This is a genomic window from Pantoea folii, assembly GCF_056678875.1.
The window spans coordinates 202,788-226,405 of record NZ_JBWXON010000002.1 but is presented as its reverse complement, the minus strand read 5'-3'; the positions used below and the strand labels follow the sequence as shown (position 1 = coordinate 226,405).

At 54.5% G+C, this 23,618-nt stretch carries 22 protein-coding genes; 9 read left to right on the top strand and 13 right to left on the bottom strand.

The features are described 5' to 3' along the window. The first annotated feature begins 46 nt into the window (after window positions 1-46). The 4 genes from AC1MDE_RS04550 (at window position 47) to AC1MDE_RS04535 (ending at window position 5,387) form a co-directional block, all read left to right on the top strand. On the top strand, window positions 47-1,276 hold the full coding sequence (locus AC1MDE_RS04550) for a LysR family transcriptional regulator (protein WP_058960566.1): 1,230 nt from the start codon (window positions 47-49) through the stop codon (window positions 1,274-1,276). A gap of 236 nt (window positions 1,277-1,512) precedes the next feature. Continuing rightward, window positions 1,513-2,889, top strand: a complete 1,377-nt coding sequence (locus AC1MDE_RS04545; protein ID WP_479402634.1) for an MFS transporter — start codon at window positions 1,513-1,515, stop codon at window positions 2,887-2,889. A 10-nt stretch (window positions 2,890-2,899) separates the two neighbouring features. Then, window positions 2,900-3,880 (top strand): VOC family protein, encoded by a 981-nt coding sequence (locus tag AC1MDE_RS04540; RefSeq protein WP_479398517.1) that lies wholly within the window; start codon window positions 2,900-2,902, stop codon window positions 3,878-3,880. A 136-nt stretch (window positions 3,881-4,016) separates the two neighbouring features. Next, on the top strand, window positions 4,017-5,387 hold the full coding sequence (locus AC1MDE_RS04535; protein ID WP_479398519.1) for an amidohydrolase: 1,371 nt from the start codon (window positions 4,017-4,019) through the stop codon (window positions 5,385-5,387). Window positions 5,388-5,466: 79 nt separating this feature from the next. On the opposite strand, the gene AC1MDE_RS04530 is transcribed toward AC1MDE_RS04535, so the two are convergent. Beyond that, window positions 5,467-5,676 (bottom strand): glycine zipper 2TM domain-containing protein, encoded by a 210-nt coding sequence (locus AC1MDE_RS04530; protein ID WP_034823502.1) that lies wholly within the window; start codon window positions 5,674-5,676, stop codon window positions 5,467-5,469. Window positions 5,677-5,994: 318 nt separating this feature from the next. Here AC1MDE_RS04530 and AC1MDE_RS04525 point away from each other — a divergent pair, with 318 nt between their 5' ends. Further along, window positions 5,995-6,195, top strand: coding sequence for a hypothetical protein (locus AC1MDE_RS04525; RefSeq protein WP_480344333.1), 201 nt, complete (start codon window positions 5,995-5,997; stop codon window positions 6,193-6,195). 15 nt (window positions 6,196-6,210) lie between these two features. On the opposite strand, the gene AC1MDE_RS04520 is transcribed toward AC1MDE_RS04525, so the two are convergent. From AC1MDE_RS04520 to AC1MDE_RS04485, 8 genes are all read right to left on the bottom strand, one after another. Continuing rightward, window positions 6,211-6,801 (bottom strand): TetR/AcrR family transcriptional regulator, encoded by a 591-nt coding sequence (locus AC1MDE_RS04520; protein WP_058960536.1) that lies wholly within the window; start codon window positions 6,799-6,801, stop codon window positions 6,211-6,213. A gap of 78 nt (window positions 6,802-6,879) precedes the next feature. After that, window positions 6,880-7,431: a cytochrome b gene (locus AC1MDE_RS04515; RefSeq protein WP_058960535.1), complete on the bottom strand. Its 552-nt coding sequence runs from the start codon at window positions 7,429-7,431 to the stop codon at window positions 6,880-6,882. Beyond that, entirely contained in the window at window positions 7,431-8,474 is a 1,044-nt protein-coding gene (locus AC1MDE_RS04510; RefSeq protein WP_479398523.1) for a catalase family peroxidase, read from the bottom strand. Before AC1MDE_RS04510 ends, AC1MDE_RS04515 begins: the two co-directional genes overlap by 1 nt. Window positions 8,475-8,694: 220 nt before the next feature. Then, complete coding sequence (locus tag AC1MDE_RS04505) at window positions 8,695-9,561, bottom strand: DeoR/GlpR family DNA-binding transcription regulator (RefSeq protein ID WP_058960533.1); 867 nt, start codon at window positions 9,559-9,561, stop codon at window positions 8,695-8,697. Between the two features lie 164 nt (window positions 9,562-9,725). Beyond that, window positions 9,726-10,673: a D-ribose ABC transporter substrate-binding protein gene (locus tag AC1MDE_RS04500; protein WP_034823484.1), complete on the bottom strand. Its 948-nt coding sequence runs from the start codon at window positions 10,671-10,673 to the stop codon at window positions 9,726-9,728. A 69-nt stretch (window positions 10,674-10,742) separates the two neighbouring features. Beyond that, the gene (locus tag AC1MDE_RS04495; protein ID WP_058960565.1) at window positions 10,743-11,798 is read right to left on the bottom strand and encodes an ABC transporter permease; all 1,056 of its coding nucleotides are present in this window, start codon (window positions 11,796-11,798) and stop codon (window positions 10,743-10,745) included. 22 nt (window positions 11,799-11,820) lie between these two features. Then, window positions 11,821-13,359: a sugar ABC transporter ATP-binding protein gene (locus AC1MDE_RS04490; protein ID WP_058960532.1), complete on the bottom strand. Its 1,539-nt coding sequence runs from the start codon at window positions 13,357-13,359 to the stop codon at window positions 11,821-11,823. Next, a complete protein-coding gene (locus tag AC1MDE_RS04485) occupies window positions 13,356-14,009 on the bottom strand; it encodes a DUF2291 domain-containing protein (RefSeq protein ID WP_058960531.1) in 654 nt (217 codons plus the stop codon). Before AC1MDE_RS04485 ends, AC1MDE_RS04490 begins: the two co-directional genes overlap by 4 nt. A 379-nt stretch (window positions 14,010-14,388) precedes the next feature. On the opposite strand from AC1MDE_RS04485, the gene AC1MDE_RS04480 reads away from it, so the two are divergent. From AC1MDE_RS04480 to AC1MDE_RS04465, 4 genes are read left to right on the top strand one after another with little or no spacing between them, the layout of a single operon-like run. After that, entirely contained in the window at window positions 14,389-15,972 is a 1,584-nt protein-coding gene (locus AC1MDE_RS04480) for an FGGY family carbohydrate kinase (protein WP_480344352.1), read from the top strand. Between the two features lie 10 nt (window positions 15,973-15,982). Next, window positions 15,983-17,509 (top strand): glycerol-3-phosphate dehydrogenase, encoded by a 1,527-nt coding sequence (locus AC1MDE_RS04475; protein WP_480344332.1) that lies wholly within the window; start codon window positions 15,983-15,985, stop codon window positions 17,507-17,509. Window positions 17,510-17,511: 2 nt separating this feature from the next. Continuing rightward, entirely contained in the window at window positions 17,512-18,450 is a 939-nt protein-coding gene (locus AC1MDE_RS04470) for a sugar phosphate isomerase/epimerase family protein (protein ID WP_058960529.1), read from the top strand. 23 nt (window positions 18,451-18,473) lie between these two features. Beyond that, window positions 18,474-19,430, top strand: coding sequence for a sugar-binding transcriptional regulator (locus tag AC1MDE_RS04465; RefSeq protein WP_058960528.1), 957 nt, complete (start codon window positions 18,474-18,476; stop codon window positions 19,428-19,430). On the opposite strand, the gene AC1MDE_RS04460 is transcribed toward AC1MDE_RS04465, so the two are convergent. Genes AC1MDE_RS04460 through AC1MDE_RS04445 form a run of 4 tightly spaced genes read right to left on the bottom strand, consistent with a single transcriptional unit; the run spans window position 19,427 to window position 23,528 of the window. Further along, on the bottom strand, window positions 19,427-19,966 hold the full coding sequence (locus AC1MDE_RS04460; RefSeq protein ID WP_058960527.1) for a GNAT family N-acetyltransferase: 540 nt from the start codon (window positions 19,964-19,966) through the stop codon (window positions 19,427-19,429). The genes AC1MDE_RS04465 and AC1MDE_RS04460 overlap by 4 nt on opposite strands. A 32-nt stretch (window positions 19,967-19,998) precedes the next feature. After that, window positions 19,999-21,006, bottom strand: coding sequence for an ABC transporter permease (locus tag AC1MDE_RS04455; protein ID WP_479398530.1), 1,008 nt, complete (start codon window positions 21,004-21,006; stop codon window positions 19,999-20,001). An 11-nt stretch (window positions 21,007-21,017) separates the two neighbouring features. Beyond that, on the bottom strand, window positions 21,018-22,019 hold the full coding sequence (locus AC1MDE_RS04450; RefSeq protein WP_479399816.1) for an ABC transporter permease: 1,002 nt from the start codon (window positions 22,017-22,019) through the stop codon (window positions 21,018-21,020). 27 nt (window positions 22,020-22,046) lie between these two features. Next, a complete protein-coding gene (locus AC1MDE_RS04445; RefSeq protein WP_479400885.1) occupies window positions 22,047-23,528 on the bottom strand; it encodes a sugar ABC transporter ATP-binding protein in 1,482 nt (493 codons plus the stop codon). Window positions 23,529-23,618 lie beyond the last annotated feature (90 nt).

Sequence of the window (23,618 nt, the reverse complement as noted above, 5' to 3'; positions counted from 1 at the left end):
TTTTATTTATGTTGTGATCATTATCAGAGGTTCAGGGGCAGAGGGCATGCAGGAACAGGAAGACACTAATCACATTAAAATCATGCAGCTAAGGTCACTTTGTATGATTGCAGAACGGGGAACCGTCTCGGAGGCTGCGGAAGATTTATTTCGCACGCAATCGGCGGTGACGCGATCGATACGTGATCTGGAACACACTCTCGCCACGCCTTTGTTTGAACGTCATGCCAGCGGGATGCTGCTCACCGAGAATGGTAAATGTGTACTGCCCCGCGCACAGCGTGCCCTCCAGGAACTCAAACAGATACCTGCACTTCTCGCTCGATTTAAACTGCGCGAGTCCATGCGGGATGACGCCGAACCGATTTGGTTGTTCAACGTCAGGCGCCTGCAAATATTTTTAAGGCTGTTTCATTTGCAGCATACGCAAAGCGTGGCCAGTTCGCTGAGCATCAGCCAGCCCGCCGTCAGTGCAGCGCTCAAGGTGCTGGAGAAAGGGGCGAATATCGTGCTGTTCCAGCGCTCGCCGCGGGGCATGCAGCCGACAGCCGCCGCGCGTGAAATGGCGCCACACATCAGCCGCGCCCTGAATGAAATTCGCCATATCCCGGAAGATCTTGCCGCCCAGCAAGGTGTTCTGCAGGGCACTGTTCATATTGGCGCCCTGCCATTGTGTCGTAGTGTGTTATTGCCACGCGCGATTGCCCGTCTGGTGACGGCACATCCGGCGATCAAAGTCGTGACCAATGAAAGTGCCTTTAGCACGCTGATTACCGAACTCCGGGCCGGCGACGTTGATCTGATTGTCGGGGCTTTGCGTCATGACAGCAACGTTACTGATATCGATAATCGACGGCTGTTCAGCGAAGAACTTGTGCTGCTCGCCAGGCCACAACATCCGTTAGCCGGTCGAACGTTAAGCGCTGCCGATCTCGCCGACACACAGTGGATTTTTCCGCGAGAAAACAGTCCGGCCCGCCATCTGCTAGAACACGCCTTTGCGACGCTGGATATCCCGGCACCCAAACCGGTGGTTGAGAGCGGTGACCTCGCCATCGTGCGCGGCTTATTAATGGACTCCGATATGGTGGCGGCGGTGTCATGGCACCAGCTGGAGTACGAATTGAAGTCAGGTGTGCTCCAACCTCTGTCCTTCACCCTGCCCGATACGCGTCGTGATATCGGCATCACGTTGCGCGCGGGTGCGCTGCATTCCCCGGCCACACTGGCACTGATTAAGTGCATCAACGCCGAAGCTAATACGACAGCGACCTAAACGAAATTCATACAAAGATTGTATGCCGTTTGCGCTTAAGGCTTTTCCATCGGGCACCACAAACCCATATTGACACCGCGGATTATGACAACTCGCTCACAATATAAACGTAACTCATACCGCTAAAAGCCTTTTTTGACAGACAGCCTGCCACACGGTGCTTACCGTGGAGCTGGAAGAGTTAATCATGACTTGTCATTCAATAGACTTTGCGTGCCCGAAGAGAGAGCGAACGTATGAATACAAATAAGCTGGTCGACATCAAAGCCTGGATTGATTCGCGACCCATTTCCGCCTTTCAGTGGCGCGTGTTATTCCTCTGCCTGATCATCATTATGTTCGACGGTTACGATGCTGCCGTGATGGGATTTATTGCGCCTGCGCTGATTGAGCAGTGGCATATCTCACGCGCCGCGATGGGGCCGATCCTTGGTGCGGCGATGTTTGGCGTGGCGATTGGCGCATTGATCGCGGGTCCCTTATCCGATCGATTTGGCCGTAAAAAAATCATCCTGCTGGCAGTACTGATCTTCTCCGCTTTCAGTCTGATTTGCGCCTTCGCCACCACGCCGCTGCAAATGGCGATGATGCGATTCATTGCCGGGCTCGGGCTGGGCGCAGTCATGCCCAATTGCGTCACGCTGCTGGCAGAATATATGCCTGAGCGTCGTAAGGGCGTGATGATTACCCTGATGTTCAGCGGCTTTAATATCGGCTCCGGTCTGGGGGGCTTTATCGCGGCCGCGTTACTGGCGCACTATCACTGGAATGCAGTGTTGATTTTCGGCGGTGCATTGCCGCTGCTTATGCTGCCCTTATTAGGTTATCTGCTACCTGAATCCGCGTTAAATTTGGTGGTGCGCCGGGCACCTCGCGCGCAGATTGCTGCGCTGCTTAATCGCATGGGCGGCCAGTTTCAGCAGGATACGGCGTTCGTGCTTAACTCTCCCCGGATCCATCGCAACAGCACCATTTCCCAGCTCTTCCACCACGGTTTTGCCCGCGGCACGATCATTCTGTGGGTGACGTACTTTATGGGGCTGTTTGTGATTTACCTGCTTAACGGCTGGCTGCCGACCATTATGCGCTCGGGCGGTATTTCCCTCGAACAAGCGGCGATTCTGGCGGGGTTATTCCAGCTTGGTGGTCCGCTGGGCGGTATTCTGGTCGGTGCATTGATGGATAAATGCAACGCCAGAGTAGTGATTGGCGTGGTCTATCTGCTGGGTTGTCTCTGCTTGCTAGCACAAGGCATCTTCGCGTTTTCCGGGGTGGCGCTGGGCGTATTCATTTTCATTATCGGCATGTGTATTAATGGCGCACAGAATGGTCTACAGGTGTATTCCCCTGCTTATTACCCTACCGAAATGCGCGCCACCGGCGTGAGCTGGATGCACGGCATAGGCCGTACCGGTGCGATTCTCAGTTCTTCGATTGGCGGCTTGCTGATGGGTGCGTTCCCGGCGCAGTCGGCGATTTTCTTTATTCTCGCGCTACCCGCGCTACTGGCTGCGATCAGCATTGTGCTTCATCGCAATGTTTCTCTGTCTCTGAAAATAAAGGGCGCAGCACTGGATGACCTTCCGGCGCTGTCACAAACCCTCAATAAATAGGAATGGCATCATGACATCTCAACTTTCTGAACCCTGCTTCGATATTGCGCATCTGGCTCACGTGGAGCTTTACACCGACAAGTTTGAAGAGAGCCTCAACTTCTTTGTCAATGTTTATGGCTTAACGATCACCGCGCAGGACGACGATCACGCCTGGCTGCGCGCCTGGGATGATTATGAGTTTCACAGCCTGAAGCTTACGCGTCATCACACGACCGGCGTGGGGCACATTGCCTATCGCGCCGCTTCACAGGCTGCGCTGGAACGGCGTGTTGCGGCGATTGAAGCCAGCCCCTATGAAGTGCTTGGTTGGGTCAACGACGATCAGGGTCACGGACAGGCATTTCGCTTTACCGATCCCTTTGGCCACATTTTTGAGATTTATTACGACACGGTCCGTTATCAGGCACCCGATGACCAACGCCCGTCGCTGAAAAACCTGTCTCAGCGTTACCATGCGCGTGGCGCCTGTCCGCGTCGTCTGGATCACCTCAATCTGTTGGCTGCAGATGTCAGTGAATTCAAGCGCTTTATGGAAACCTGCTTAGGCTCCCGCGTCACAGAGATGATTCAGCTGGATAATGGGCGGATTGGTGGCTGCTGGTTCACCGTCAATAATAAAACCTATGATTTGGCCTGTACTGAAGAGCACGGTGGCGGCAATGGACGTTTGCACCATGTGACCTACGCCACCGATACGCGAGAAGACATACTGCGCGCGGCCGACATCTTCCTGGAAAATGGCGTGCATATTGAAACCGGCCCACACAAGCATGCCATCCAGGGCACGTTTTTCCTGTATGTCTGGGAACCGGCGGGGAATCGCGTCGAGCTGGCCAATTCCGGGGCCCGACTGATACTCGCGCCAGACTGGCAGACGGTAGTCTGGACGGAAAGCGAACGTAAGAAAGGCCAGGCGTGGGGCCTGAAAACCATTGAGACGTTCCATACTCATGGCACACCGCCGATGCCCAAACCGCAAAATCATTAACCCTTCTACAGAACATCGGATAGCGATGCTGTCCGATGCGTCATTACTTTTCTCCATAGTTATCAGTGGAAAAAATCACAGCACCGCGCTTATCGCTCCTCTAGGGTAAATCTCCCCTACAAGGAGAACATAATCGATGAGCCTCATGACTTCCGGCAACCGCCGGGACTTTCTTTCTGCTGGCATCAAACTCACGGCGGCAGGTACGCTGCTCGGTGCCGGATTAAGTAGCCGTAACGCTGCGGCCACTGCCTGTCCCCCTGAAAACCTGATGCAGATCGACGTTAGCCACTATCTGCTGCGCAATGTGCGGCTGGAAGAAGCCTTTGTACGTCATCACGACGTGATCACCGCGACACGCACCGGGTTGTACGATATCGAAATCAACGGCGCAAATATCGCGGGTATCCACGCGGCAGGTTTCAGCAGCACCCTTCCCGCCTGGGATGCGGCGGGCCATATTCTGCTGCCTGCAACGCGCGACATGCATATCCACCTTGATAAAACCTTTTATGGCGATGGCTGGCGCGCCCCGCTGCCGCGTAAAAGCGTTATCGATATGATTCATCAGGAGGAGCAGATTCTTCCTGAGATTGTGCCGACCTCCGAAATGCGTGCCGAAAAGCTGATTGGTTTGCTGCAATCGAAAGGCAGCACCGAAGCGCGCAGCCACTGCAACATCGACCCGATTAGCAAACTGGACGGGTTGGCGCACTTGCAACAGGCGATTGCTAACCACCGTCAGGACTTTACCGCGAAGATTGTCGCCTTCCCGCAGCATGGACTGTTGCGGTCCAGGGTCGAAGGCATGATGCGTGAAGCGATGAACATGGGCGCCATTTTTGTCGGCGGCCTGGATCCGACCAACGTTGATGGTGCGATGGAGAAATCGCTGGATACGATGTTCAGCATTGCACTCGATTTTGCTGCGCCGGTGGATATCCACCTGCACGAAACCGAGCCGCACGGTGTGGCCGCGATACGCTACATGCTGAAAACGGTGCGTGAGAATCCGCAGTTAAAAGGCAAAGTGACCATCAGCCATGCGTTTGCACTGGGCACGTTATCAGGAAAAGAGCTGGATGCGATGATCGGGGAACTCAAAGCGCAGCAGTTCAGCATCGCCACCACCGTGCCGATTGGGCGCGTGATCATGCCATTGCCGCAACTGCGTGCGGCGGGCGTCCCGGTATGGTCCGGCACCGATACCATTGCCGACCACTGGCAACCTTTTGGCAGCGGCAGCATGCTGGAAAAAGCCAACGTCTATGCGCAGTTGTATCGTGGCCCGGATGAGTTCTCATTGAGTCGTGCATTGGGTATCGCCACCCATGAAGTGCTGCCGCTGAATAGCCAGGGTGAACAACAGTGGCCGAAGGCGCAGGATAGCGCAACGATGATGTTAGTGGCGGCGAGTTGTTCTGCTGAAGCGGTGGCGCATGTTGCACCTGTGATAGCAACCTTCCATAACGGCAAACAGGTATTTGGCCAGTTAAAGAAAATCTAATCGGGGAATAAAACGAAGGTATAAAAGTTATTATTTCGTCGCGCATTGAGTGCGCGACGAAATAGTTCAGCAGGATGAATCAACGACTCACTTCATGACCAATCAAGCCACCGATGGCGGCACCACCCAGCGTACCAAAGGTACTGCCGCCGGTTAATACCGCGCCACCCACAGCACCTACACCCGCACCAATTGCCGTATTACGACCACGATGCGACATGCCACAGGCGGTAACTGATAAACAGACTAAAGCGACAATGGCGATACTGCAGCTGCGTTTTAAAAGCATCGAAATCCTCATTACCATTAAAAAATGGAATGCAATTGTTTTTAATTTGATTGTTGTTAAGACACCAAATCGTTGGCGACTTGCACTGCTCGTCGGCGCTAATTTAAGAGGATTTGTGAAACAACGAAAGGTAAAAATTCCTATTTTCAGGCGGTACTGGCGAAGCGGTGAGAAAGCGCGCGAAACGCCCCTACCCGGGCTCTCACGGAGGTTTAAACCTGCTGTGCTTTACTGCAAATTCCTCCCTTGACTGCCAGCCTACCAACTAGTAGATTAATATTTATTCGGCTGACCTTAGCAACGATTTCAGGGGGCATTGTGAGTGTGATTCATTTTCCTAACCAATATCCTGACTGCCGTCCTTCAGATTGTGAATCAACGCAAGCGGATAAACAGAATGTTCGCGAATTTGCGTTGAACATTGCTGCGCAATTACGCAACGATCCTGAATTAAATAAGCAGGCACCTTATCTGGTGGATAAAGTGATTCTGTTGATGATGAAAGAGTCGCGAAGATAAATGGCCGCAAAGCCATTAAACGGAAATAACCAGACTGTTAAGCACCGGTTTTATCATGGGTAAGAACAGTTCGGGGTTATTAAACGCGCGCGCGGCAATCATCGCACCATGCACCGTCGCCATCAGCGATTTGGCCTCCATTTCCGCCCCTTCACGCAGAATAAACACCCCGCGCTTTTCCCCCTTCTGCAACACACCGGCCAGCCACGCGGACAGATCGGCGAAATGTCCGGTCACTTCAGCCGCCACCTCTTCCGGTAAGGTCGGCAACTCCACTGCCAGCATTACGCAAATACAGAACGGTGAGCTGTTTTCCTTAATGCAGGTTGCCCAGAAGTTCACATATCCGTTCAGTTCAGCCAGCGGATCATCACTGAAATGCTCACTGGTCGCGGCCATACCGGCTCGCGCCTCCTCACGATAATCATTGACCACGGCCAGCACCAGGTCGGCTTTGCCCGGAAAATGATGATGAATACTGGCTTTACGAATTTGTACGCGTTCTGCCAAATCGGCATAGCTGAAACTTTTATAACCACCAGCTGTGAGCAGCGCTCGGGTGTGGTTAATGATTTCAGTGGCTTTAGGCGAACGTTCAACGGTCATGCAGGGCTCCGGCAGCAAAGATGAAATGGCTGCAAATCAGTAAATTGGCACTGAACCTACTGACCTGCAGCGGTGATGTCAAGGCGCTTCAGGACGCTTACGGCGACCGGTCATACTTCTGAAGACGCCATCACGCAGAATCAGCGCATGGAACAACGCGGCGGCAAGATGCAGCATCACCGTAACGAACAAGGCTAAAGCAACCCAGGTATGCAGCGGACGCAACCAGGCATACAGATCATTACTGATTGGCGTGATGGGGGGCAGCACCAGACTGCCTCCCAGACTGATCGGATAGCCTGCCGCCGACAGCATCGCCCAGCCGATAAGAGGTTGCGCAAGCATCATGGCGTACAACGCCCAATGCGAAAGGTGTGCCAGCGCTTTTTGCCCGTTTGATAACGTCTCCGGCAAGGCCGGTTTGGCGGTGGTAAAACGTAGCCACAATCGCACCACCACCAGCAGCAATATCATTAAGCCCAACGGCTTATGGATCGCCACGAGCAAGCTGTGCAGTGACGAGACGGTGGCGACCATGGCCACGCCGATAAACAGCATGGTCATAATAGCGGCAGCCATCAGCCAGTGAATCGCGCGCAACGCCGGATGGAAAGTCTCTGTGTGTTTCATCAGTGTGCTCCTGCCTGTTCACGGGTACGGGCGTTATAGGATTTGGCATAAGCCGATGAACGTGCATTGAGAATCGGATCATCCGAGGCGGTGATGCCCTCGGGCAGAATCAGCGGATCGTAATTGATATCGTTACAGGCCCCCTGCTGCTGCTGCGTGGTTTGGTTGATAGTCAGGGTTCCTGCATTGATGGTCTGTCGGTCCGCTGGCCAGGAAATTGAGGCATCGCTGCTTTTGTCCTGCGCGTCTGCGACAGTGATGATCAGGTCCCACTGCAGCGGCCCTTTGGCAAGACGCTGTTGCAGATCGCTTTGCAGGAAGTTGCTGTCATTTTTATCGGCGGCATTGATCGGCTGATAATCGGTGTGCGGCACCATACTCCAGCGCACCACATGGCTCTTGCCGGCCGAATCAACAAAGTTGAAGGCGTTAAGGCTATTGTAGCGATCGCTGGCCCAGCTAGAGGAAGGAACATACTGTTGCGCCCAGCCGAAGAACGGCTTAATTTCGGGATGTTTTTCTACAAAGGCCTGAATTTTCGCGGGGTCGGGCTGACCTGTTTTCGCATCCGGCAGCGTGGCAATTTGCAGGTCGTAAAACCCTTCCACGCTGTTCACCGGAAATATTGGCATGGCATTCATCCCGGTGCGCCATTGCTGACCATCTTTTTGATAAAACGCCAACGCCATGCTGCGCACCGGCACGGCATAATCCGGAGCGTTCGGATTACCACCGGCAATAGCAAAGCGCCCAATCACCGGGGTTTTGCCCGGTGCAAACAGCCCGGCACGCGACAGTACGCTGGCATTGCCGTTAGCGGCAAAGCTGCCGTTGATGCAGACACCTTTGGCATGATTGCGGCGATAACCGGGATGCTCCCCGCCTGATTTTTGTAGCACGGTAATGAGTTTATCGGAGGTCAACTTATCCGGTGTTAACCAGCCGCCAGCCCAGAGAAATAACGCGATGACTATCAATGGTACCACTGCAATAGCGGCCAGACGGGTGAGTGTCTGGCCGGTCGTAAGAGAAGGCTTGTTCATAGGTTCGCTCAACATGGCATAAATTAAGACAAGGCAGTTACCCGAGCTGAATGATTAGCGCGTGGCAATCAATTGCACCGTCTTCGTTCACGGTGGCGGAGCTATCAATCTACTAGTAGGTAGATTACATTGTCAAACGCATTTGAACAGGCCGATGCACCACTGCCGCGGCCGACAGTGCGCGCCTTAGGTCATCTGAAGGAATGAATTTGCAGGGGAATCAGGCTTCTTCGCGCGATCCAGCGTGGGTCTTCATGGGCGCAACCACGACGTTCACACCCAGATCCTGCATCCGTCGCAGCACGGGCACAGGCGTACCCTGGTTGACAATCACCACATCGAACTCGCTGAGATGGGCAAAACGATGCAGCGCCCGGCGTTCAAATTTAGTGTTATCCATCATCAAAATACGTTTCTGTGCAGCATCAAACATCGCTCGTTTGGTTTCGACGGTTTCCGCTGACTGATGAAAGACCGTGTCATCAATGATCGCTGACATACTGACGAAGAACACATCGGCGCGCAGACTGGCAATTTCTTCTCGCGTCATGCGGCCCATAAACGCATTGCACCAGTGATAAAACTGACCGCCTAATCCCATCAGCGTGATATCGCGCCCGTTGCGTAACTCATTCATCAGCGTCAGTGAGTTGGTGATCACCGTTAACGGGGCGCGCGCGTGTAACAAGCGCGCCATCTGCAATACCGTGGTGGAATCATCGAGGAAGATCGCCTGTCCTGGCTCCAGGTAAGTGGCCGCCACTTCAGCGATGGCTTGCTTCTCTTCCAGTTGACGCGTCGCGCGGTAGATATCGCTGGACTCGACCAGGCTTGTTGGCGTGGCGGAGACCACCCCACGCGATTTATGCAGCAATCCGCGTTCGACCATCTCATCAATATCACGGTGCGCGGTCATCAGGCTGATGCCGAAACGGTCGGTAATATCTTCAATGCGAATAGCGCCTTCTGCCATCACGGCTTCCGCGATCAACTGGCGTCGCGCCAACTGCCGCGCCTGACGGCTGTCGCTGGGTAAGGGTTCGGCCATGAAGACGTTGAGAGAAGAGTCCTGCGGGTTGTGCGCCATATTTCGTCCAGAAAGTGATGCAGAAATGCGGGTTCCAGGTGATTACAACGCGGAAACGCGCCTTTTGCAAATGGTGTGGTGTTTGGACTCACGAGAAGGGTTACAGCGACGCACCGGAGTGCGTCCGCTGAGCAGTATGCGGCCCGCAAGCCGCACGTCATGCATTACTGCTTCAATACAAACGGTGATACGAAATTGCCCGCGTTCTCTTTGGTGATCAAAATGCAGTCAAACAGCTGTTTTTCCGATGCTGCGCCGGTTTTACCGGTTTTCAGGAAGCTGTCAGCCTGCTCTACCGCTTTCTGCGCGAACTGCGCCACCGGCTGCATCACGGTATACGCCAGCGTACCGGCTTTTACGGCATCAACGGCATCCGGAGAGCCATCAAAACCACCGACTTTGATTTGGTTCAGCTTGCCGGCTTCTTTCAGTGCGGCAATCGCCCCCAGCGCCATTTCATCGTTGCCGCTGATCACGCCTTTGATGTTTGGATTAGCCTGCAGCAGTGACTGCATCTTGTTGAAGCCCTGGGTACGGTCCCAGTTGGCGACTTCCTGACCCACTTTCTTCAGCGTCGGGTACTGTGACAACACGGTATCAAAACCATTGGCACGCGTTGCCGCGTTGTTATCGGATGGCGGGCCCACTAATTCAACATAGTTGGCGGTATCACCCACCTGTTTCACCCACTCCATCGCGCCCACCGCCGCGCCCTGCGCATTGTTAGAAACCAACTGCGCTTTAGCCAATCCGCTCTGATTCAGCTCAGCGTTAATGATAAACACCGGGATATTCGCCGCGATGGCTTTTTTCACTGAACCGACAGAACCATCGGCGTTAGCCGGATCAAGAATAATCGCCTTGGATTTGTTGGTGATCGCCGTATCAATCAGCTGGCTTTCGGTGTTGGTATCACCTTTGTGCGCGCTGACTTTTGCGCTGTAGCCAAGTTTTTCAGCGGCTTTTTGCGCGACCTGACCTTCTGTCAGCCAGTAAGGGTTGGATGGATCGTTGACGATGATGGTCATCAACCCGTTATCCGCCCAGGTCGGTGCAGCGAAGGTGGTGATCGCCATAGCGGCGGCAGCAATAAACAGACGTTTTGTGAACATAGGTGCTCCGTTATTATTTAGGGTACAGGTTTTACGGATAACCGCGCGCTGCCAGACAGCGCGCGTGAGTTAGCGACTGCGTTTGCCGTATTGCAGGGTGTTGAGCAATACCGCCAGCACAATCACGGCGCCAGTGAACACCGTCTGCCAGTAGGCAGAAACGCCGATAATCACTAAGCCATCAGAGAGAAAACCGATTACAAAAGCACCCAGCAGCGTGCCGCGCACATTACCGCGACCACCGGTGAGGGCCGCTCCGCCAATCACCACCGCAGCAATCGCGGTCAGTTCATAGGTGGTACCTGCCGTTGGGCCAGCGGAGGTGAGCTGGGAAGAGAGCACCAGCCCTGCCATCGCGGCACAGATACCCGACAACACATAAACGCTGATTTTGATACGTTTCACCGGTACGCCGGAGAGATCGGCGGCGCGCTCGTTACCACCCGAGGCATACAGCCAACGGCCAAACGCCGAACGGCTCAGCAGAAAACCACAGGCCAGCGCCACCACGCCCAACACCAGCACACCCACCGGGATGTTGAAGATGCGATTGAAGCCGAGCCAGTCAAAGCCAGTGTTGCCCAGCGCTTCAGTGCCAGAGAGTTTGTTGTAGGTCAGTCCGTTAGTGATCAGCAGGGCAATACCGCGCGCTACATACATGGTGCCGAGCGTGGCGACAAATGCCGGAACGCGGAACCAGGCGATCAGCACGCCATTGACCAATCCTACCAGCGCGCCAATCACCAGCGTTAATATCGCCACCGCCCACACCGGCAAATACAGCACCACGCCCAGCGCTTCAAGGTTAATCCCCTGCATCATAAAGCCGGCCATCACGCCAGCCAGACCCAGCGTTGAACCAACGGATAAGTCAATACCGCCATTGAGGATCACCAGCAACATGCCAATGGCGGGTAAGCCAAAAATCGCCACATGCGAAGCCATGGTCAGGAAATTGGCGCCGGTAAAGTAGTTAGGCGAGAGCAAGGAAAAGGTGATAATAATCACCAGCAACGCAATAAACGCGCGCCCTTCCAGCAGCAATCGCGCCAGATTGAGACTTTTATCGGTCTTCTTTTTACTCGCGACGGGTGGCGAATCCAGCGTGTGTGTTCTGTCTGTCATACCGTTTGCTCCGTTTTTCATGTCATGCCACCAGAGACTCGCCTGAAGCGGCCATAATGCGTTCTTTACTCACGCTGGAATCGAAAATGGCGTTAATGCGCCCTTTGCTCATCACCACAATGCGATGCGCAATACTCAGGCATTCGCCCACTTCCGAGGTGGTATACACCACCGCCAGCCCCTTTTTGGCGTTTTCCGCCAGCAGACGAAACACTTCCGCTTTGGCACCGATATCAATGCCGCGGCTGGGTTCATCCAGCAGAATCACTTTGGGACGGGTGGCCAGCATTTTGCCGATCACCACTTTTTGTTGATTGCCACCGGAGAGCGATCCGATGGCCGCCTCGCCGCCAGCGGTTTTCACCGTGACGTTGCGAATACTGTCCGTCACCAGCTGCTTTTCACGTCGCGGTGACAGCACCAGTCCACGCACAAATTCGCTGATACTGGCGAGCGACAGGTTTTCGCCCACTGACATGGTTTGCACCAGACCGTCGCGTTGCCGATCTTCAGGCACCAACGCAAGGCCGATTTGAATGCGCTGTTGAATGGTTAAGCCGCTGACATCGGTATCCTGCAGCAGAACGCGGCCCTGGCTTTGATGAATACGCCCGGCGATACACTCCAGCAGTTCGGTGCGCCCCGCGCCCATCAGGCCATAGATGCAGACAATTTCACCGGCTTTCACTGACAGCGAGAGGTTATCCACCAGCCGAATCCCGGTTTTGCTTTTCACCGTCAGGTCTTGCACGGTCAACGCCTGGTCACCAAACTCATAACCTTGCGGCGGCGACCCCAGGTCAAAGTGATCGCCTACCATATTGCGCACGATCCATTCGAGATCGATCTCATCGCGTTTCGCGTACGCGGTCATTACGCCATCACGCAGCACCACGGCGCGATCGGTGATCTCCAGTGCCTCTTCGAGATGATGTGAGATGTATACAATGGCTACACCCTGACTGGTGAGATCGCGGATCACCTGGAACAGCACCGCGACTTCCGCAGCACTGAGCGCCGATGTCGGTTCATCCATGATCAGAATCTGTGAATTCACCGACAATGCACGGGCGATTTCGACAATCTGTTGTTGGCCCAGACGCAGGTTTTCCACCGGCGTCAGCGGGTCAATTTCCTCCTCCAGCGCCGCCATCAGATGGGCAGTTATGCGGGCTTCTTCCGCGTAGTCCACCCCACCCGGCTTCATGATTTCGCGCCCCATAAAGATGTTGTCGCGCACGTTCATGTTGGGAGCGAGATTCAGCTCCTGATGGATAATCGAGATGCCGCAATCGCGTGCTTCAGTGGCGGAGCGAAACACTTTCTCTTCGCCGTTATAGAGAATTTCCCCGGATGTTGGCGTAATGACGCCCGACAAAATTTTCATTAGCGTAGATTTACCTGCGCCGTTTTCACCAAACAACGTGGTGACTTCACCGCGACGGATCTCAAAATTCACGCCTTTAAGTGCATGGGTCGATCCATAGATCTTGCTGATGTTGCGCGCTTCAAGGATCACTTCGCCTTTTAGTAGCGCCGGGTTAACGTTGAATGGTTTCATTTCACCTCCAGACTGACTGGCGTCACCATCCAGTTATTCGGCGCGAGCAAACGGAACACCCCGATCACCTGCACGGTTTTACCGAGCAGCGCATCGCGATCCAACTGATCCAGCACTTTGGCTTTCATGGCGCGATTGATCGCCGAACCGGCATTTTGATACTCAATCTGGTTGGTAAAATCGCCGAACTGGATTTTTCCGCTGGCGTCACGCAAGTCGGTGCCGGTGATGGCGGGGCCCGTTTGCAGGCGAATCACATTTCCTTCCGGTAAGCCGGCCACTTTCAGCGGGAAGATGCCCATTTGACCAGGCTGCACCACGCCTTCCAGCTTGACGGGGATCACCGGGAGCGGCGAACCCACACCGTATTTCTGTACCGCTTCCTGTTGATTGGCTTTCAGCGCATCGGCGAGGGTTTTGGCATCCACCGCACGCGCTTCCACATCCTGCTGAATACCGGGGAAGGTCTTCTCCCCGTAGCTATCCGGCGAGAAACCTTGCTCTTGCACATCTTGCTCGGAACCGATTTTCACCACTTTGGTGTCGATGGCCATGGCGGCAATCACCGCAACCACCACAACACCGATGATGCTGTAGCGGCGGATGCGCTTGCGGGAGAGCTGCTGTGCCAGCATTGAGACATCGGACATAACGTGACCTCTCACTGTTATCTGCTGCGATAATCGCCGCATTAAATGTTATAAATGTGATAACTCTTGTGATGAGGATTGTGCTGATGTGACTAAATTGTCAACAGGGGGTTCACGAATTTTTCAGGAGCGCGATCTGGATCGCTAAATTCACACCTTAACGCCTTCATCGCTAATAAAAGCCCGCCATACAAGCCTTCTTCATGTGATATCTCATTTCATATTGTCGTGTACAACCGCCATTTTCGTGATCAAACTCGCTAACTGAAGTGAAATTTATTCGTTTTATCGAAAAATAATACATGAGATATGTTATCTCCATGGGAAGTGGTGTAAGACATTATTTAGCAAATTCATCACAGGGAATTAACACGACGTGATGGGTCAACTTTTCTTCCCTTCGGAGGTGTACGTGGGTAACAGCGATATCATTCTGGGTCTGGATTCCGGCACCTCCGTGGTGAAAGCGGTGGCGTTTGATCTGGAAGGCACACAGCTGGCGTGCGCCTCCGTGCGTAACCGCTATTACCGCAGCGAAGGTGGTGCCGCGCAGCAATCCATGTCGCAGACCTGGCAAGATGCCGTGGACGCGATACGGAAACTGGGCGAGCGTGTGGAAAATCTCTCTTCCCGCGTGGTGGCCGTGGCCGTCACCGCACAAGGGGATGGCACCTGGCTGGTGGGCGCCAACAATCAGCCGGTAGAGGATGCCTGGATCTGGCTGGATGCGCGTGCGGCGCATACCGTGGATGCTTTGAACCAGCACGCCCTGGCGGCCGAGCGTTTTAAAACCACCGGTACCGGGCTGAACACCTGCCAACAGGGTTCGCAGATGGCGCATATGGACCAGCACTTTCCCGAGTTGCTGGCGAAGAGCGAAGTGGCGCTGCATTGCAAAGACTGGCTTTACCTCAATCTAACGGGCGTACGTGCCACCGATCCTTCCGAGGCCAGCTTCACCTTTGGTAACTTCCGCACCCAGCGTTATGACGATACCGTTATCGCGGCGCTGGGGCTGGAACATCGCCGCTATCTGCTGCCGGAAATTATTGATGGCACGCAAATCACCCATCCGTTAACCGCTGAGGCCGCTGCGCTCACCGGTTTGCGCACCGGCACACCAATTTCGCTGGGTTACGTGGATATGGCGATGACCGCACTGGGCGCGGGCGTGCACACCGGCGAAGCCCATACCGCCTGCTCGATTGTCGGCTCAACCGGGGTGCATCTGCGCAGCGTGACCATTGATGAGGTGTGGTTGAATCCAGCGCAAACTGGCTATGTGATTCCGCTGCCCTGGCCGGGCTATGTGACGCAGGTGCAAACCAATATGGCGTCTACCCTCAATCTCGACTGGCTATTGAATGTGGCCAGTGAATTGCTGAGCGGATTCGGTTGTGAAATCGATCATGCGCGTTTGGTGGCGCATATCGACCAGTGGCTCAACAAAGCCGAACCCGGCACCCTGCTGTTCCATCCCTACATCTCAATTGCCGGTGAACGCGGGCCGTTCGTCAACGCCGATGCGCGCGCCAGCTTCACCGGACTTAACTATCAGCACAACTTTGCCGACCTGGTGCGCGGCGTGATTGAAGGCATCGGCATGGCCGCGCGCGATTGTTATCAGGCGATGGGCAGTACTTTGCCGGGTGAAATTCGTCTTACCGGCGGCGCGGTGCGTTCTCAGCCGTTGCGGCAGATCCTCTCTGCCTGCATTGGCGCACCAGTGCGTATCAGCCAGCGTGATGAAGCCGGTGCAGCGGGCGCCGCGATGATGGCAGCGGTGGCGATTGGCGCCTATCCCTCCATGGCGCAGTGCGTGGAAACCTGGGTGCGCCCGTTGCTGGATACGCCTGAACCGCCTTCCGCTGAACTGTCGCAGCGCTATAACCAACTGTTTCCCCATTATCAGCAGATCCGCAGCGATCTCCCTGCCGCCTGGCATGCACTGAATAAGTTTTAAGGAGTACACCATGAGTGAAAATACGCTGGATCTGTTTGTCATTGGCGGTGGCATTAATGGCGCGGGCATCGCACGTGATGCGGCTGGGCGTGGCTTGTCCGTGATGATGTGTGAAAAAGATGACCTGGCACAGGGTACCTCCTCGCGCTCGGGCAAACTGGTGCACGGCGGGCTGCGCTATCTAGAATATTATGAATTCCGACTGGTACGCGAGGCGCTGATCGAGCGAGAAGTGTTGCTGAATGCCGCACCGCATATTATCTGGCCGATGCGCTTTGTGTTGCCGCATAGCCCGACCGATCGTCCGGCGTGGCTGGTGCGTTTGGGGCTGTTCCTCTATGACAATTTAGGCGGGCGCAAAAAGCTGCCCGGCACGCGATCGCTTGATCTGATGCGCGATCCCGAAGGCGCCCCAATCCTCGATAGCTACAGCAAAGGCTTCGAGTACTCCGATTGCTGGGTCGATGATGCACGCCTGGTCGCACTGAATGCCGTGGATGCTGCGGAACGCGGCGCCACGATTCTGCCGCGTACCCGCTGTGTGTCGGCCAAACGTATCAGCGGCAAGTGGGAAGTCACGATTCAGGATGAGGCCAGCGGTACTCAGCGCACGGTTTATGCCAAAGTGCTGGTGAATGCGGCCGGCCCGTGGGTACTGGATATCGTAAATCAGGTCACCCAGACCAAAAGAAACCGCAGCGTGCGGCTGGTTAAAGGTTCACACATCATCGTGCCGAAATTCTGGGAAGGCCAGCAGGCGTATCTGGTGCAAAATACTGATAAACGCGTCATTTTCATCAACCCTTATGAAGGCGATAAAGCCCTGATCGGCACCACCGATATTCCGTGGCAGGGCAAAGCGGAAGCAGTGACCGCCGATGACAGCGAGCAGCAGTACCTTATTGATGTGGTCAATCGCTACTTCAAAGTAAAACTGCGCGCCAGCGATGTGATTACCCGATTCTCGGGTGTGCGTCCGCTGTTTGACGATGGCAAAGGTAACCCTTCTGCCGTGACGCGTGACTACGTGTTCGATCTCGACGATCAGCAAAACGCCCCGCTGCTGCATGTGTTTGGTGGCAAAATCACCACTTTCCGCAAGCTGGCAGAACACGCTATCCAGAAGCTTGCGCCCTTCTTCCCTGATATGGGTGAAGACTGGACACGCGATGCCACTTTGCCGGGCGGTGATATGGCAAATGGCGATTTCGAGAGCTTCCTTGAGCAAGTGAAAACACGCTGGCCATGGTTACCGGCGCCGCTGCGCAAACACTATGCGCGCCTTTATGGCACGCGCATTGAGAAAGTGCTGGGTCACGCCCGTGAGCTCAACGATCTGGGCCGCCATTTCGGCGCGCAGTTGTATGAAGCTGAAGTGCGCTACCTGGTAGAAAATGAGTGGGCGCAGCAGGCGGAAGATGTGCTGTGGCGTCGCACTAAGCACAAGTTGCATCTGACCGAAGTTCAGCAGCAGGCCTTTACCCAATGGTTTGACGCGACCTTTGCTACAGCCGTGCCGCTGCGTAAGGAGGCGTAATCATGCCCTTAACGCTCTCGCTGAATACCAATCCGCTAGTGAATCGTTTTGCCGATCCGCAGGATCTGATTCACACCGTGGCACAACAGATCCGTATCCGCGATCTGCAGTTAACCCATGAATTTATCAATCCTGGCTGGCCAGCCGCCACCATCAACCGCATGTCGCGCCAGATGCAGAAGGCGTTGCGGGAAACCGGGGTGCGTGTGACATCGGGTATGACCGGCCCCTATGGCCGCCTCAATCATTTTGGTCATCCGGACGTTGACGTGCGACGCTACTACGTTGACTGGTTTAAAACCTTCGCCGATATCACCGCAGAACTGGGTGGCGAGGCGGTTGGATCGCAGTTCGCCATTTTCACCCAGCAGGATTTCAACGATGCAGTGCGGCGGGAAGCGCTGATCGATATCGCGATTGATTGCTGGGCCGAGGTGGCGGAGCATGCGCAATCCGCCGGATTGAAATACCTGTTTTGGGAACCGATGAGCATCGGACGCGAGTTTGGTGAGACCATTCCGGCTTGCCTCGCACTGCAGCAGCGTTTGAGCAGTGAGTCCTTTGCCCTGCCGATGTGGATGATGGCGGATATCGATCACGGCGATGTCACTTCAATCGACCCGCGTGATTACGACCCTTACGCGTGGGCTGAAGCGGTGCCGCGCTACTCGCCGATTATTCATATAAAACAAAGCATGATGGACAAAGGCGGCCACAGACCCTTCACATTGCAGTACAATGCGGGCGGCCGTATTCAGCCCCAGCCGCTGCTGGACGCGCTGGCGCGCGGTGGCGCGCAGGATAACGAAATTTGCCTCGAACTGAGTTTTAAAGAGCGTGAACCCACTGACCGCCAGGTGGTGGCGGATATCGCGGAAAGCGTTGCGTTTTGGGCATCGCACATTGATACGGGCGTGCAGGATTTGCATCTGGCTTCCTAAGCCTATTGATCAGGAAATGAAACATGAAACCGGCTCCTACTCCCGCTGAACGCGATGACTCTTTAGCCCTGCGTGCCGCCTGGCTGCACTACGTGGGCGGCCTGACCCAGGCTGAAGTCGCCAAACGTCTGGGATTACCGTCGGTCAAAACCCATCGCATGATTGCCAAGATGGTCGCGGAGGGTGCGGTGAAGGTGTCGATTGATGGCGATATCATGGCGTGCGTGGCGCTGGAAGATCAGCTGTGCGAAAAGCACGGACTGCGTTTTTGCCACGTTGCGCCTGACCTTGGTGAAGAGGGATTACCAGTGCGAACGCTGGGTATGGCGGGCGCGGATTATCTGCGCAATCTCCTCACGTCGCAGCCTGCGATCACCCTGGGGCTGGGACACGGCCGCACCCTTTCCGCCGCTATTCACCAACTCTCGCGCATTGACGCCCCGCATATGCGCTTCGTTTCGCTGCTGGGCTGTTTGACGCGCAACTATGCGCTCAATCCCCACGATGTCATGCATCGCATTGCCGAAAAGACCGGTGCGCAGGCGTATATGATGCCGGTGCCGTTCTTCGCTAATACTCAGGAAGACCGCGACGTGCTGCTTAAACAGCGCGGCGTCAGCGAAGTGTTTGCCATGGCCGCACAGAGCGAGGTGAAGCTGGTGGGAATCGGAACTGTGGAACCGGCCGCGCAATTGGTTGAAGCCGGTATGATTGATGAAGCCGAGATCAACGATATCTCGGCTTCTGGCGCTGTCGGTGAGCTGCTCGGTCATTTCTTTGACGCCAGCGGGCAGATGATTCACAACAGCCTGACAGCGCGTACGCTCTCGGTGGATTTAGAGCTTGCCCACCGCGCCGAGATTGTGGCGCTGGTGGGGGGATTAAGCAAAGTCGACGCGATCCGCGCGGTATTGGCCAGCGGGTTGGTGACGGGATTAATTACCGATGAATTAACGGCACAGGCGTTAATCGCAGGTTAGAGTGGCCTCCATTCGTCCGCGAATAATCCAAATACCCAATCGTCGCGCCACTCACCCGCGAGATGATAGCTTTTCCGCAAGGTGCCCTCCTGCTGGAATCCCACTTTTAATAGTGTCCTGCGTGAGGCTTCATTTCCTGCGGTCACAGTGGCAATCAGCTTGCGAAAGCCCAGTTCATTCAGCGCATAACGTGCAATATCGTGAAGTGATTCCGTACCAAATCCCTTGCCCTGAGCTTCTGCTGCCAGCAAAAAACCGACTTCCACCACGCCGTCACCGCGATCGATAAATCCGGTGACACCTAACGGCGCTGATTGCCCCTGTTCCATCATCACCAGACACAGCCAATGGGTGCTGCCTTTCTGCCAGTGGGGCAATCTTATCTCGAACCTGTCACGTCGAATCTCTTCTTCAGGCTGCGGATCGGCCACATAGCGCATCACACGCTCATCCTGTTGCAGCGAGAGAAAGAATCGCCAGTCATCGGCAACTAACTGGCGATAGTGCAGTCTTTTAGAGGTGATGTTAGGGAACATTGAATCCTGAATTCGCGATGTTGATGTTTTAATTATTTACCCATACCCAGTTTAATCTGAGAGAACAAGCCCCGGAACACCACAATGGCGATAATTATCGCCCCCCAGGTCGCGGTGATCATAAAGGGATCGAGACGCAGCAGGTTTAATCCGCTGGATATCATCTGCAGGATAATCACCGCCAGGACCACACCCGAAACGCGACCGAATCCGCCAAACGGGCTCACTTTACCGAGAAACGCGGCCAGTACCGCCACCAGCAAATAAGAATCCGCATAGCTGGCTTTGACCGAGTTGAGTTGTCCCATCATCACCAGCGAGGTCAGCGCCGCGAACGTTGAAGAGAACACATATTGCATCACAGTGATTTTAACCAGATTGACGTTGGCGTACTGCGCCGCCGTCGCGTTTGAACCCATCATATACAGGCTAAAACCAAATCGGGTTTTGTTAAGCACCACTGACGCAATAATGGCTGCCACGAAAAACAGGATCAGAGCATTAGGAATACCGAAACTGACGCCATTACCTATGCTCAGCAATGAATCCGGGAAACCTGAGAGGGTATAGCCGCGCGTCAGCACCACATTCAATCCGGCAATCAGCGTCATGGTGCCGAGTGTCACCAGAATGTCGGGGATCTTGAGGATCGAGATCAGCAAGCCGTTGATCACCCCCACCAGCAGGCAGGCTACAAACCCGAGCAGTACGGCGAGTAACACCAGTTCCACACCCGCCAGTTTCATGCCCTGTGAGGAGAGGGCTTGCAGCACCAGCGCGATGATAATGCCATTAAGGTTGGCAGTGGAGATGATGGAGAGATTGATTCCGCCGGACAGCATTGAAATCATCATGCCAATCGCCAGCAAACCCACAATCGGTAATTGATAAGCCATCGATATCAGGTTCTGCGTGCGAATAAACTTCTCGCCATTGAGTGCGAACATCAGGATAAATACGGCGATCAGCACCACATACAGCGACAGATTCTCCGCAATAACGGCACTGAGACGCAGGCGCCCGGGCGCGTAAGTTTTCATGGCTTTGCTCCTCATTGTTCCACCACCACACGCACCTGCGCCCTTTTCTGCCGCAGAATTTGCAACGCATTGAGTGACACGCTAAACAGAATCACCAAACCGGTGAAGACGTTGTAGTAGTAAGGCGAGACTTTTAGCAGTGTCAGGCTGTTGCTGAGGATCGCGAACAGCAACACACCTAACAAGGTTCCCGCTACACTACCGCGCCCACCGGTGACCGATGCACCTCCCAGCACCACGGCGGCAATCACCTGCAACTCAGAACCCACAATTGAATTGGGGATCACCGTCTGCACAATCGACACCTGGATAATGCTGGCAAATCCCGAAATGGCCCCGACAAAGGTATAAATGAACAACGTCGTGCGACGCAGGTTGAAACCTACGCGTTCTGCAGATAGCGCATTGCCGCCCACCGCGTATATGCTGCGCCCCAGCACGGTGTGTTTGAGGAACAGATGCAGGAATATCGCCAGGGCAAACCACAAACAGGTCACCAGGCTCAAGCCATACCAGGCGCCGTTTGCTGCCTGTAACGGGAAGATTTTGATCTCAGCCAGAGTGAGTAGTGAAGGCGGCAAGTCGTAAATCAAATCACCTTGCGTCACGACATAAAGGGTGCCGTAAAAGAGACTGTTGGTGGCAATCGTCACGATAATAGCCGTGATTTTGAAGTAATAGATGATGATGCCGTTCAGCAATCCCATTAAGGCGCCGAGAATCAGTGCGCAGAGTATCGCCAGCCAGATATTGTCGAGCCCGAGTTGCAGGAACCAGAACACCACCACATATTGCGCTACCTGGGCAATGGCGGTAAACGAAACGTCAAACCCACCGGAAATCAGCACCAGTAAGACACCCAATGCAAAGATGCCCAGCACGGTCCAGGACTTTAGCAGGTCGGTCAGATTATCAAAGCTAATGAAGTTGGGATTGATACTGGTGATCACAATCGACAGCACGACGATCAGCACCAGCAGCAGGGTCTCACGCGCTTTGAACAGTTTCATCATATCCACGACACTCTCCTTCTGTGGGCGTTATTGCCGCTCCATCTCATGTTGCAGCGCTTCGTTATCGATTTCGTCACTGCGCCAGCTTTTGCCCAGACGACCGCGTTGCATCATGATGATGCGGTCACAATTGGCCAGCAGCTCTGGTAGCTCATCCGAAATAAAAATGATGCCCATGCCTTCCTGCGCTTTCGTTTTCACGGTTTGGTAGATGTAGTTTTTGGCACCCACATCAATGCCCACGGTTGGGCTGTCCAGAATGAAGACCTGAGGTCGCATCGCCAGCCATTTTGCCAGCACCACTTTTTGCTGATTGCCACCGGAAAGCATGCGAATCGGTTGGTCCTGACTGCCATATTTCACCTGCATGCCTTTGAGCAACTCCTCAACCGTATCGCGCATTTTTTGACTGTTAAGGAGTCGCATTGGGGTCAGGTAGTGATCCAGGGTGCAAATGGCCGCATTCGCCGCGATGCTCTGCTCCATAATGAGCCCTTGTGCCAGGCGATCTTCGGGAACATAGGCGATACCGTGTTTTACCGCAGCATGGATGCTGTTGATGGTGACGGGTTGGCCATGCAAATAAATCTCGCCGCTCTGTGCCGGTTCCACGCCAAACAGCGCCATGGCCAGTTCGGTGCGTCCGGCACCCAGTAAACCGGCAATGCCCAACACTTCACCTTTGCGTAATTCAAAACTGACGTCCTGAAAGCTGTTGCGTTTGCTAAGATGGCGCACACTGAGTAGCACCTCATCTGTCGCACTCGATGCCCGCGTTTCAAAAGTCAGGGCATAGCCCAGCATCAGATTTTCAATATCCCCACCGGTGAGTTTTTCCGTGGGCTGGCAGTCAATCACTTTGCTATCGCGCATCACCGTGACGCGATCGCAGATCTCGAGTAATTCATTCAGCTTGTGGCTGATAAAAATGAAGGCGATGCCTTGTTGTTTTAACTGGCGCAAAATGGCAAAAAGGTTATTGATCTCACTGCGTGTCAGCGCGGTCGTAGGTTCATCGAGAATGATCAGTTTCGATTGATTGACCAGCGCACGTGCAATCGCCACCAACTGCTGTTTGGCAATGGGCAGTTCGTCTACCGTCGCGTCTAAATCGAGGTGAATGCCCAATTGATTGATGATTTTGACGACGTTATCTTTGTATGTGCTACTGCGCACCAGCGCTTTACGGTCATTCAGCATCTGGCTGATATAGATGTTTTCTAACACGCTGAGATTAGGGAACAGCGACAGATCCTGGTAGATGATGCCAATGCCCTGCTTCACCGCATCCATTGCGGTGAAACGCTGGATGGACTGATTTTTGATGGTCAGGCTGCCGCGATCGCGTGATTCAACACCAGCAATGATCTTCATTAAGGTGGATTTACCGCAGCCGTTTTCACCCACCAGGCCGTGTACCTCACCTTCATTGATATCAAAACTGACATCGTTGAGTGCGGTCACGCCGCCAAATTTTTTCGTGACGTTCGCCACAGACAAAAACTGCATACGACCTCCGCACACTCTGCGGTGAAAGGGACGGGCATCATCGATGACGTCTCACCAATAAAACGTATAGGCTTTGGGGCGACACGAATG

Excerpts from the sequence above, each read along its gene's own strand:
- AC1MDE_RS04550 (WP_058960566.1), top strand. The coding sequence starts at position 47 with ATGCAGGAACAGGAAGACACTAATCACATTAAAATCATGCAGCTAAGG.
- AC1MDE_RS04460 (WP_058960527.1), bottom strand. The coding sequence starts at position 19,966 with ATGTTCCCTAACATCACCTCTAAAAGACTGCACTATCGCCAGTTAGTT.
- AC1MDE_RS04540 (WP_479398517.1), top strand. The coding sequence starts at position 2,900 with ATGACATCTCAACTTTCTGAACCCTGCTTCGATATTGCGCATCTGGCT.
- AC1MDE_RS04490 (WP_058960532.1), bottom strand. The coding sequence starts at position 13,359 with ATGAAACCATTCAACGTTAACCCGGCGCTACTAAAAGGCGAAGTGATC.
- AC1MDE_RS04530 (WP_034823502.1), bottom strand. The coding sequence starts at position 5,676 with ATGCTTTTAAAACGCAGCTGCAGTATCGCCATTGTCGCTTTAGTCTGT.
- AC1MDE_RS04450 (WP_479399816.1), bottom strand. The coding sequence starts at position 22,019 with ATGATGAAACTGTTCAAAGCGCGTGAGACCCTGCTGCTGGTGCTGATC.
- AC1MDE_RS04545 (WP_479402634.1), top strand. The coding sequence starts at position 1,513 with ATGAATACAAATAAGCTGGTCGACATCAAAGCCTGGATTGATTCGCGA.
- AC1MDE_RS04505 (WP_058960533.1), bottom strand. The coding sequence starts at position 9,561 with ATGGCGCACAACCCGCAGGACTCTTCTCTCAACGTCTTCATGGCCGAA.
- AC1MDE_RS04485 (WP_058960531.1), bottom strand. The coding sequence starts at position 14,009 with ATGTCCGATGTCTCAATGCTGGCACAGCAGCTCTCCCGCAAGCGCATC.
- AC1MDE_RS04465 (WP_058960528.1), top strand. The coding sequence starts at position 18,474 with ATGAAACCGGCTCCTACTCCCGCTGAACGCGATGACTCTTTAGCCCTG.
- AC1MDE_RS04475 (WP_480344332.1), top strand. The coding sequence starts at position 15,983 with ATGAGTGAAAATACGCTGGATCTGTTTGTCATTGGCGGTGGCATTAAT.
- AC1MDE_RS04510 (WP_479398523.1), bottom strand. The coding sequence starts at position 8,474 with ATGAACAAGCCTTCTCTTACGACCGGCCAGACACTCACCCGTCTGGCC.
- AC1MDE_RS04480 (WP_480344352.1), top strand. The coding sequence starts at position 14,389 with ATGGGTCAACTTTTCTTCCCTTCGGAGGTGTACGTGGGTAACAGCGAT.
- AC1MDE_RS04535 (WP_479398519.1), top strand. The coding sequence starts at position 4,017 with ATGAGCCTCATGACTTCCGGCAACCGCCGGGACTTTCTTTCTGCTGGC.
- AC1MDE_RS04470 (WP_058960529.1), top strand. The coding sequence starts at position 17,512 with ATGCCCTTAACGCTCTCGCTGAATACCAATCCGCTAGTGAATCGTTTT.
- AC1MDE_RS04455 (WP_479398530.1), bottom strand. The coding sequence starts at position 21,006 with ATGAAAACTTACGCGCCCGGGCGCCTGCGTCTCAGTGCCGTTATTGCG.
- AC1MDE_RS04445 (WP_479400885.1), bottom strand. The coding sequence starts at position 23,528 with ATGCAGTTTTTGTCTGTGGCGAACGTCACGAAAAAATTTGGCGGCGTG.
- AC1MDE_RS04520 (WP_058960536.1), bottom strand. The coding sequence starts at position 6,801 with ATGACCGTTGAACGTTCGCCTAAAGCCACTGAAATCATTAACCACACC.
- AC1MDE_RS04500 (WP_034823484.1), bottom strand. The coding sequence starts at position 10,673 with ATGTTCACAAAACGTCTGTTTATTGCTGCCGCCGCTATGGCGATCACC.
- AC1MDE_RS04515 (WP_058960535.1), bottom strand. The coding sequence starts at position 7,431 with ATGAAACACACAGAGACTTTCCATCCGGCGTTGCGCGCGATTCACTGG.
- AC1MDE_RS04495 (WP_058960565.1), bottom strand. The coding sequence starts at position 11,798 with ATGACAGACAGAACACACACGCTGGATTCGCCACCCGTCGCGAGTAAA.